10 protein-coding genes are annotated in these 9,710 nt (G+C 40.3%); 4 read left to right on the top strand and 6 right to left on the bottom strand.

Annotated features, from left to right (window positions below; translation table 11 throughout):
* Positions 1 to 725 (bottom strand): MBL fold metallo-hydrolase (locus J8L97_RS17185; RefSeq protein ID WP_211051651.1); only part of this gene is annotated, 725 nt, incomplete at its 3' end.
* The gene (locus tag J8L97_RS17180; RefSeq protein ID WP_192509647.1) at positions 722 to 1,339 is read right to left on the bottom strand and encodes a chemotaxis protein; all 618 of its coding nucleotides are present in this window, start codon (positions 1,337 to 1,339) and stop codon (positions 722 to 724) included. The genes J8L97_RS17180 and J8L97_RS17185, both read right to left, overlap by 4 nt.
* A 340-nt stretch (positions 1,340 to 1,679) precedes the next feature.
* Here J8L97_RS17180 and J8L97_RS17175 point away from each other — a divergent pair, with 340 nt between their 5' ends.
* Complete coding sequence (locus J8L97_RS17175; protein WP_211051648.1) at positions 1,680 to 4,478, top strand: EAL domain-containing protein; 2,799 nt, start codon at positions 1,680 to 1,682, stop codon at positions 4,476 to 4,478.
* 99 nt (positions 4,479 to 4,577) lie between these two features.
* Here J8L97_RS17175 and J8L97_RS17170 read toward each other — a convergent pair whose 3' ends face one another.
* Positions 4,578 to 4,943: a VOC family protein gene (locus tag J8L97_RS17170; RefSeq protein WP_192509656.1), complete on the bottom strand. Its 366-nt coding sequence runs from the start codon at positions 4,941 to 4,943 to the stop codon at positions 4,578 to 4,580.
* A gap of 223 nt (positions 4,944 to 5,166) precedes the next feature.
* Here J8L97_RS17170 and yeiP point away from each other — a divergent pair, with 223 nt between their 5' ends.
* From yeiP to J8L97_RS17155, 3 genes are all read left to right on the top strand, one after another.
* Positions 5,167 to 5,739: an elongation factor P-like protein YeiP gene (gene yeiP, locus J8L97_RS17165; protein WP_192509657.1), complete on the top strand. Its 573-nt coding sequence runs from the start codon at positions 5,167 to 5,169 to the stop codon at positions 5,737 to 5,739.
* A gap of 76 nt (positions 5,740 to 5,815) precedes the next feature.
* A complete protein-coding gene (locus J8L97_RS17160; RefSeq protein ID WP_192509658.1) occupies positions 5,816 to 6,547 on the top strand; it encodes a thioesterase II family protein in 732 nt (243 codons plus the stop codon).
* A gap of 111 nt (positions 6,548 to 6,658) precedes the next feature.
* Positions 6,659 to 6,835 carry a hypothetical protein gene (locus tag J8L97_RS17155; protein ID WP_192509659.1) on the top strand — a complete coding sequence of 59 codons (177 nt, stop codon included), beginning with the start codon at positions 6,659 to 6,661 and terminating at the stop codon, positions 6,833 to 6,835.
* Between the two features lie 81 nt (positions 6,836 to 6,916).
* Here J8L97_RS17155 and J8L97_RS17150 read toward each other — a convergent pair whose 3' ends face one another.
* The 3 genes from J8L97_RS17150 to J8L97_RS17140 are packed head-to-tail and all read right to left on the bottom strand — an operon-like array spanning position 6,917 to position 9,700.
* On the bottom strand, positions 6,917 to 7,717 hold the full coding sequence (locus J8L97_RS17150) for a heme ABC transporter ATP-binding protein (protein ID WP_211051646.1): 801 nt from the start codon (positions 7,715 to 7,717) through the stop codon (positions 6,917 to 6,919).
* 1 nt (position 7,718) lies between these two features.
* Entirely contained in the window at positions 7,719 to 8,774 is a 1,056-nt protein-coding gene (locus J8L97_RS17145) for a FecCD family ABC transporter permease (RefSeq protein ID WP_192509661.1), read from the bottom strand.
* Positions 8,774 to 9,700 carry a hemin ABC transporter substrate-binding protein gene (locus J8L97_RS17140; protein WP_211051644.1) on the bottom strand — a complete coding sequence of 309 codons (927 nt, stop codon included), beginning with the start codon at positions 9,698 to 9,700 and terminating at the stop codon, positions 8,774 to 8,776. Before J8L97_RS17140 ends, J8L97_RS17145 begins: the two co-directional genes overlap by 1 nt.
* Between the last annotated feature and the right edge of the window lie 10 nt (positions 9,701 to 9,710).

Raw genomic sequence — 9,710 nt, 5'->3', positions numbered from 1 at the left:
GCAATACCTACATCCAGCTTGCTAAACCACTCTAAAAACTCATTCACCATCTCTCCTTTAAAAATACGACCATGTTGAGGTGCCATCATATTAATCTCAAGCTCTCGAACCCTCGCAACCCAGTTGTTTTTTGCGCTATTTGAAGGCATCCAACGGCGATGGAAGTACTCCATATACTTGATGTGCTGTGCGAAATCGTCAACAAATAATGGCACGTCACCATGCTCTAAAGAAGCGCCAATGTCTCCGCTCATTAAGATCTTTGCCTGAGGGTCGTAAACATTAAAATTGCCCGATGAGTGCAGGTAATGTGCAGGAATAAACTTTAGCGTCGCAGTGCCAAGCTTAATCTCGCCGCCTTCGTCTTTGATTGGCATATATTGGATGTTTTCCATACCAAAGTGACGTATGAACCCTTCCCAAAGCCATGGAGCATATAGCTTAGCGTTGGGCACTGTTTTATCCCATAAACCTAGCGAAGAAATGATGTCTGGGTCTTGATGGGATGCAAATAACGTGGTGATATGTTCTAGTTTTACATGGTGTAAAACTCCAGCAAGCATTGGCGAAAATAATTCAATACCACCTGGGTCTAGAATAATTGCTTCTTCAGCGCTTTTAATTAGGTATTGATTCGTGTCTATTATTTTTTCAGGTTTCGCTGGGTCTCGGCCTAGGACTAGCCACTGATGAGATTCTTCTGAATATAACTCGTTTGATTTCAACGCAGAGCTCCTCGTAATTTATATATTTCTTGTAGATTATCATTGACGGCTTTTTTTATTTTTTTAGCGGCTTCAGCAATGAAGTCAGACACTGACTCTAGGCTATGACTAAATTCTCCGGCATTAGAGGCTTCAACTCGACTGGTGACCGCTATGTATTCGGCACTACGCATTTGCTTTTGAATGTCTTCAAAGTAGCTTTCGAGCGAAAAAATAGCCTGCTCTAAATTGCGCGTTTTTTGTTTTAAGTCCATTAAACTTTGTTGTTGCAAGGTGATAACGCATTTGTGCGCAGAAGTACTTTGTGCTTTTGTTAATTGGTATTGGTAGTCAGTACAGCGAACCACGGCTAATGCCAATGTAAACAGTTGATTTGAAAGTTTTGATATCTCAGAAGTGGTGCGAATTGTTTGTTCAGAAAACTCGTCGATAAAGTTTGTTATCGGTTTAAAGCCGTATGCCGCATCACCGGCTCTCAATGCGACGACTCGAGCGTTCTTTGCCGTCAAAGAAAGGTTTTTTGCCTGACTTAAAATCATATCTAAATTTGTAATGATATTAGCAACTCGCACAAAATTATTCATTGCTGATGTGGCTTGCTGAGAATTGATCATTGTATGACTCGGTTGTTGCAATTTTTACAGCATAGATAACTTTTATTTTATTTCCCAATTTATTGCCTATAAAACATGGTGTATATAGTGCTTTATCTTGTTGGAAACTTGATTAATTTTGCTCTGTCGCCAATAGTTTTAGTAGGCAATGAACAGAGTAATGGCTTATTGAGTTGATAAGCATTGGGCAAGTAGCCGACTAAGGTTTACGTGGATGAAACGGCATATATTTTGGGCGATAGGTTACTTAATAATCGCTGTACTATTTATATTATACGGGCCCCCTCAACGAGTATGGGCTAGTCTTTGGGGCGCGGACCTTTGGTTAATTGCGGGGTTCATGACACTTCAGTACGGGAGTTGGTGGAAAACATCCACGCTTGCGTTAGCATTTACCTTTTTAGGTTACGTTGCTTTTGACTTCGTGAGTGTTGACGCATTCATTGTGTTGACGTTAAATATTTTTGAAGCTTATTTCATTGCTTTTTTCTTTAAACAACATTTTCAATTTCAACAAACAGTTAACCAGCCTAGTTATTTGGTAATGTGCTTAGTAAAGTTTGTGTTTCTCCCTTCATTAATACTAGGTGTAGCCGGTACCCAGTTGATTCCTGTGTTTTCAAACATGAGTGCACAGCGAGTGTTAATGGAGTGGTTTGAAGGGTCCGTTGTCACATTAGTAGTAGGTTTGCCAGTGGTTTTGTTATGTACGCAAAATGATAAATTAAAGTGGTCGTCTATCTATAATTTGCGTGACCTTGCATGGGGCGTGTCAGTGGCAGCTATTGCTATATGTTCCGCTTATATCTCTTGGGCGATGTTTGCAGTATTTACTGTAATTTTGTTGGCACTATGCGCTGTTTTTCGTGGTTTTAAAGCACTGAGTTTGGCGGGACTTATCTTAGCTGTCGTAATAGCTGCTGCGTTTAGTCATGGAGATTTATTGACCAAAGCCGAAAGTGACACCAAATTGACAGTCTTGGTTACTATGCTTTTAGGCTATTGTAATGCTTTGATAATTTGCATGTATGATTTATCAAATAAATGCTCGTTCACACATATGCGCGCGCTGGATAGTCATTATCAACATACTTTTGAACAAAGCCCTGTCATGTTAGTTACGCTCGATGATGAAGGTAGAATCTTACATATTAGTGATGGGTTTATATGCAACCTTGAATACCGGCGTGAACAACTTCTAAATAAACCAATTACAGATTTTATGACGGATCATTCTGCGAGCTTAATTCATCACCGCGGATTGCAAGGAAACACTCAGTTTTCGATTGAAGAAATTGTCTTAGTGACCAGCCGCAATCAACAGGTGGTGTGTTTATTAGAAGCGGAGGTTTTTAGCGACCATGAAGGTGGTGGGCACACATTATGTTTCTTTCAAGATATGTCAGAGCGGCAAAAGCTGGCCGAAGCGCTATCAAAAGAGAAGGAGCTGCTAGAAGTGACGTTAAGTTCAATTGGAGATGGTGTTATTTGCACTGATGTAGATAGTAATGTGACTTATATGAATCCTGTTGCAGAAGCTATTTTGGCAAAGCTAACAGCTGAGGTTGCTGGGCAGCCATTTCAAGAAGTAATGCCACTTTTTAACGAAGATACATTACAGCCGATAGAAAACTTGACTGATTATTGTATGGGTAACCATCAAACATTAGGGTTACCAGAGCTTACGTGTGTTAAAAACCACTTAGGACTAACATTTGCAATCCAAGATTCTATTTCGCCCATTTACGGTAAAAGTGGCAAAATAATGGGATCTGTGATGGTTTTTCAAGATGTGACTGAGTCACGAATGATGTCGCGTAAAATGAATCATTTGGCTCATCACGACGCATTAACTGGATTGCCTAATCGATTGTTATTGCAAGATCGGTTAATTCAAGCATGTAAACGAGCCCGGCGCTGTAAACATCAATTCGCGTTGGTGTTTATTGATCTCGATAAGTTTAAGAAAATTAATGATTCGTTGGGTCATGATTATGGCGACTTGTTACTGAAGCAAGTATCAGAGCGGCTTGCTGGGTGTGTAAGAGCATGCGATACCGTGTCACGTATGGGGGGAGATGAGTTTGTATTATTGCTCGATGCCATTGAAGACAAACGCCATGTACGTAAAGTGATTAAAAAAGTACTGTCGAGCACGACAGGAGAATATGAGCTTAAAGGTATTCAATTAACAGTGTCTTTAAGCGCTGGTATTGCGATATACCCTGACGATGGTGATAATGCGGAAACACTGATGAAGCATGCCGATACAGCTATGTATAGGGCTAAGAAAGTCGCTAAGACTGATTTTCAATTCTATAGCGCAAAACTAGATCATGAAGCCGAATTGCGTGTGGAGATAGAAAGTGCAATTCATAAGAGCATTGAAAAAGGCGAGTTTATTCCTTATTACCAACCTATTGTAAATGCGAAAACATTTGAGCTTGAAAAGTTAGAAATGTTGGCTAGATGGCAACAACAAGATCAGTTGCTCGACCCAATTCACTTTATTGCTATTGCGGAAGATGCCAATTTGATTGGCAAGCTCAGCCTACAATTGCTGAAGAAATCATTTCCACAATTTGCTCAATGGTTGTTAATTAAACCGGGCTTAATTTTAAGCATTAATATATCAGTGTTACAGCTCAGTGAAACACACTTTGTAAAGGAACTGCTTGATACAGCCGCTAAATATAATGTTCCGCCGACAAATTTAGAAATTGAAATCACTGAGTCGGCACTGGTATCAAATGTTGACGCGATGAAAAAAACATTACTGGAATTACAAAAACACGGCTTTGCAATAGCGATTGATGATTTTGGTACGGGGTTTTCTAGTTTGAGTTATTTGAAACATCTTAACTTTGACACAATAAAAATAGATGAATCATTTGTTGCAGACATCAGTGGCAGTAAGAAAAATGCTGATTTAGCGATGGTCATTGTTAATATGGCGAAAAGCCTTCAAGTCAACAGTGTTGCAGAAGGGGTAGAAAATGCGATGCAAGCGAAAGCGCTGACAGCATGCGGATGCGAGCAGCTGCAAGGCTATTTTTTCTCAGAACCGACTGATGCACAGGCAATGACCCATATGATTGAGCATGGTCAAGTATTTAGTACAATACATAAAGATAATTAGGCTAAATAGGGCGTGTCAATTTAGAAACCTATGAATTTCCTTCACCGTATAATTTGTCTGTTTTTATATGGCTGTTCGGTCTAGCAGACACGTATTTTCTCAATTATTTTGTGCAATACGCCACAGTACTTTGCTCGGGTCAAGTAAGCAAAACTCTGTCATGCCCCAAGGTTGTGTAACAATAGGGGTTACTTTGCAGTTAAATTCTTGCTCTAAATTAAGAGTGAGAATATGCTCATGCCATGCATTCACGTCAGCAACCTGTAAATGCATCATATAATTCTCGCAATGCTGAGGCTCATAGAAGTCTTGTAGTAAAAACGTATATGTTTGGTAACGAAAGAAAGCAATGCCTGCGTCTTGAGATTTGAGCTCAAACCCTAACCTTTTATAAAATTGTATTGATACGTCAAAATCTTTAGCTGGAATAAATGGTTTGAGTGATATGACATTTAAATTAAGCATAATTGTTCGAGTATGTTGTGACATTTCCTTTTAGACGTTTACCACTACTGGCAATTTAGTCCAAAGTATTCGCTGTTTAGCGTGCAAATTGTCAACGTTAAGTATTAACCCAGAGCCAACGTTATCATGTGGTCGTTATAAGTACGCTAAATTATGGTTAAGTTGCTTGGCTAGAACGCAACTTCATGATAGTTTTTCGCAAAAATAAATTAAGAGAAATACGATGCCAAAGGCCAGTGAAATAAAAAAACATGCAGCGATAGAATATAACAGTCGCGTTATGATCGTCAGAGATATTGAACGTTCAGTACCACAAGGACGCTCTGGTGGCAGTTTATACCGAATGCGCATGTATGATGTTGTAACAGGCGGTAAAGTTGATGAAACGTTTAAAGCAGATGAAATGCTGACGCTTGCCGATTTAATTCGCCGTCCAGTGATGTTTTCTTACATTGACGGTGATGAATATGTATTTATGGATGAAGAAGATTATACGCCATATAATTTGAATAAATCTTCGATTGAAGAGCAAGTACTATTTGTTTCAGAGGATACAAAAGGGTTACTTGCGGTCATTGTTGAAGGCAGCCCAGTTTCAATCGATTTACCATCAAGTGTTGAATTGGTGATCGAAGACACTTCTCCTTCAATTAAGGGCGCTTCAGCGAGTGCGCGTACCAAACCTGCGACCATGAGTACAGGCTTAATCGTACAAGTTCCTGAGCACATTTCAAATGGAGATCGCATTAAAATTAATACCGACGAAAAGAAATTTATGGGTCGTGCTGATAACTAATACAAAGGTTAAAAGTGAGATGCCTTAGCGTATCTCTCTTTTAACTATGACGTTTTGTTTTAGAAAGGAATTATGTATGACGAGCAAATGGTTAAGCATCAGTAATGCGCATGCCAAGAAAACCCTTATCTGTTTTCCATATGCAGGTGGCGGGGTTAATATATATGCTGGATGGCAAAAGTTACTGCCAGATGATGTTCGTTTGGTTATTGTACAACCGCCAGGCCGAGGTGGGCATTTTGGTGAACCAGCCATAGATGATATGGAGCAGTTAATTAGTGCGTTACAGGTGCATTTGGATCCCTACATGCAGGGTGATTATGTACTGTATGGTCATAGTTTAGGTAGTCGTGTTGCTTTTGAACTTTTACGTCAAGCATTAAAGCGAGGATTGCCGTGCGCGAAGCACTTTTTTGCATCAGGCAGTGCAAGTCCAAGTTATTGCGGAAATAGAAAAGCAATTTACGATTTACCTTCAGCCGAATTTAGGGCTGAGTTGGCGAGTTTGAATGGCACACCGAAAGAAATCTTAGAACATAGCGAATTGATGGATTTGTTTGAGCCAATGTTACGCGCAGACTTTAAGCTCGCTGACACTTATGGATACCATAAAGCACTGATATTACCATGCGCAGTGAGTGTTTTTGCGGGTACACAAGACCCTATACTTGAAGAACATACACGCCATTGGTTAACTTTTTTTGAGCAAGGTGAGTTTTCGTGGTTTGAAGGTGGACACTTTTTCATCAATGATTATACAGATGAGATTGTTGAGAAAGTTGGCGATAGGCTAGCTTCTATAACATAAAGCTTGAAAGTTGTAGCCTGAAAAAGGGCGTTAATTTTAGCGTATATTGTTGAATTATCTTAAACATCTGCTAACGTTGAATTGACTATAATAGCAACGAAAAGGAAAGTCATGAAAATCAAGCTAACGATCAAAAAGAAAAACCTAAAGGGTTTGTCGGATAATAACCACGCTATTTTTCACCAGCAAACACCGAACATAGTGGGTGGTAGAATGGACCCGCCATCTTTTGGTTGTGATACAGGCTACTTAGTATGTGGTGGTGATTCAATTATTCAGCGTAAGTAGTGCTTAGACTTTAAGCATAATAAGGCAGCGCAGTTAACAGTGCTGCCTTTTATATTTCTACTGATTACAACGTTGCCGAGGTTAGGCGTTAGACAATGCTTGCTTGGCAACTTGTAAGCTGGGTAGACTACCGACGTTTTGTAAAATATGCGCTTTGATTTGGTACGTTTGTGCCAATTGTGCTTCGGTCAAAACTTCATCTGGTTTACCATAAGCCACTACGCGTCCGTTTTCTAACATGGTAATGTTATCAGCAAAACTAGCCGCAAGTGCTAAATCATGTACGACAGCCAACACACCAGCCCCTTTGTTGGCAATATCTCTGGCTAATTGCATAACCTGATATTGATGGTACAAATCTAGACTTGCGGTTGGTTCATCAATGAGTAAGTAGCACGGCTCTTGATTTTCTAATGCTGGTAATAGTTGACATAACACACGTGCAAATTGCACTCGTTGCTTCTCTCCACCAGATAACTGTGTAAATGGTTTATTGATCAAATGCGACACGTTTAACGTATTAATGGCTTGTTTAGAATAAGCTTGTAATGTGGTAAAAGGTGTTGAATCGGCATGTACAAAATGAGACATATCGACAATTTCTTGTACTGTAAATGGGAAGTCACAATCATAGTTTTGCGTCAGAACGGCGCGCATGCGAGCGAACTGTTTAGCGTCATATTCATGGTAGTTTAGCTGTTGATATTCGACTTGCCCAGCCGTCAGTGGTATATCACCACATAGTGATTTTAAAAGTGTTGATTTACCAGCCCCATTAGGGCCCAAGATGACAGTCAGTTGCCCGCAGTTTAACGTTAAGTTAGCGTCATGAAGTAACGTATTCTGTGCTACTTTTACGGTAATATTTTTAGCTTCTATCATGCTAAAACCCTCTCGATTTATAGGTTTTTAGTAACATAACTAAGAAAAAAGGCCCGCCAATGGCGCTGGTGATTAAGCCAATAGGCAGTTCAGAGGGCAATATGAGAGTACGAGCAAGAATATCAGCAAGGCTTAACAATATTGCGCCACCTAATATTGAAGCCGGCATGAGATAGCGATGATCAGGACCCATAATTAAGCGCATGATATGAGGCACTATAAACCCCACGAAGCCAATCATTCCAGTAAGGGCGACTGCTGAGCCGGTACACAATGCAGTATAAATAAATGCCTTTTTTTTCAAGGCGACAACATTAACTCCTAAGTGTTTTGCTTGTTGTTCACCAAGCAAGTAAATATTGAGTGGCTTGGCCATTTTAGTTAATAACACACAACATATACAGATGATGATTAATGACGGTAAGATCATTTCAAAACTGTTGCCGGCGAGCGACCCCATACTCCAAAAGGTTAAATCGCGTAATTCAGCATCAGTACTTATTAAGGTTAAAATGCCTATTAAAGCCCCAACAATGGCATTTACAGCTATTCCAGCGAGTAATAAGCTGATAATAGTAAACTGGTTGCCTTGACTAGATAGGCGATAAATCATTGCACAAATTATTAAGCAACCCAAAAATGCACCTATGGGGACAGCGTATATACCATATGTGTCACTAAAGCTACTGAGTAAGGTATTGCCCAATACGATGGTGGCAATGGCACCTAGTGCGGCACCACTGGTTATGCCAATTAAACCAGGATCCGCGAGGGGGTTTCTAAATATTGCTTGCATGGCGGCTCCACTAGCACCTAGTCCAGCACCAACCGCCATAGCGAGTAACAATCGTGGTAGTCGAATTTCCCAGATAACAGCATGTTGTAGGGAATCAGATCCGACATTATTTAAAATATGTATCAACTGACTGAACGCGATGTTTACCCCGCCAGTGGCGAGTGCCGTCAAACAAACGACCATACATAGACATAATAAACCGATCAGAAAAAGGCGCTTTACCGACTGAGCAGGCATAAATGATTGGCTAAGGGCTAACACTATAGTGCCTTATTGTTATGAGACGTTTGCGCTGCGCGTAATTGGTAACCGGCTGGATAGGTCACATTAGCATGAATAGCCTTGGCAAGTTCGACAACAGCTTGAGGCGTTCTTGGACTCATGCCTAATAGGTAAGAACCATCAAATGTAAACACCTGTTTGTTTTTAACCGCGTTAGAATATTTAAAGTGCGTAATTTTAGATACATCTATGGATTTGTTGGCGCCATGTCGGCCCATGGTAACAATGATATCTGGGTTCATTGCCATTGCAGACTCCGTAGCCAGAGGTTTCCAACCAGTGAAGTGAGCGCCGGCTATATTATGGCCTCCGGCTGCGGTGATCACCTCATGTGCCGATGTACCAGCGCCAGAAACAAGTGGTTGTCCGGCTTTTAAGCTTAAGACAAACAGTACGTTAGGTTTTAATTGAGTTTGCGACAAAATGTGCTTAAGCGCCTGGCGATCTGCTTGAATATAGGTATTAAGCATTTGGCCTTTTTGTTCGACATTAAGTAATTTTGCAATTTGACTAATTTTGGTTTCAATACCATGAAAGTTATCATTATTAGAGAAAATATGCGTTTTAAGACCCGTATCTTGCAGCTGCTTTACTACTTTATCAGGACCCGTATCAGCTTCGCCGAGTAGTAAGTCTGGGTTTAAAGATAATACCCCTTCAACATTGATGTTACGTACATAACCGACCTGTGCTTTTTTTGCTGCTATTGCAGGGAAAACACTGGTGCTGTCTACGCCGATAATACGATCTTGCTCGCCTAATGCATAAATAATTTCAGTGATTGAACCGCCTGAAACGACCACCCGCTGATAATTCTGAGCGGCGGCTATTGAGGGGAATAAAATGAATAAACTAACGAAGTAAATACAAAAAACAGAATAACAAGACCAAGCTTTAACTTTCATAACAATTCCA

The organism is Pseudoalteromonas sp. MMG012 (assembly GCF_018100875.1).
Classification (GTDB): Bacteria; Pseudomonadota; Gammaproteobacteria; order Enterobacterales; family Alteromonadaceae; genus Pseudoalteromonas; species Pseudoalteromonas aurantia.
This window is presented reverse-complemented; position numbering and strand designations above follow the sequence as displayed.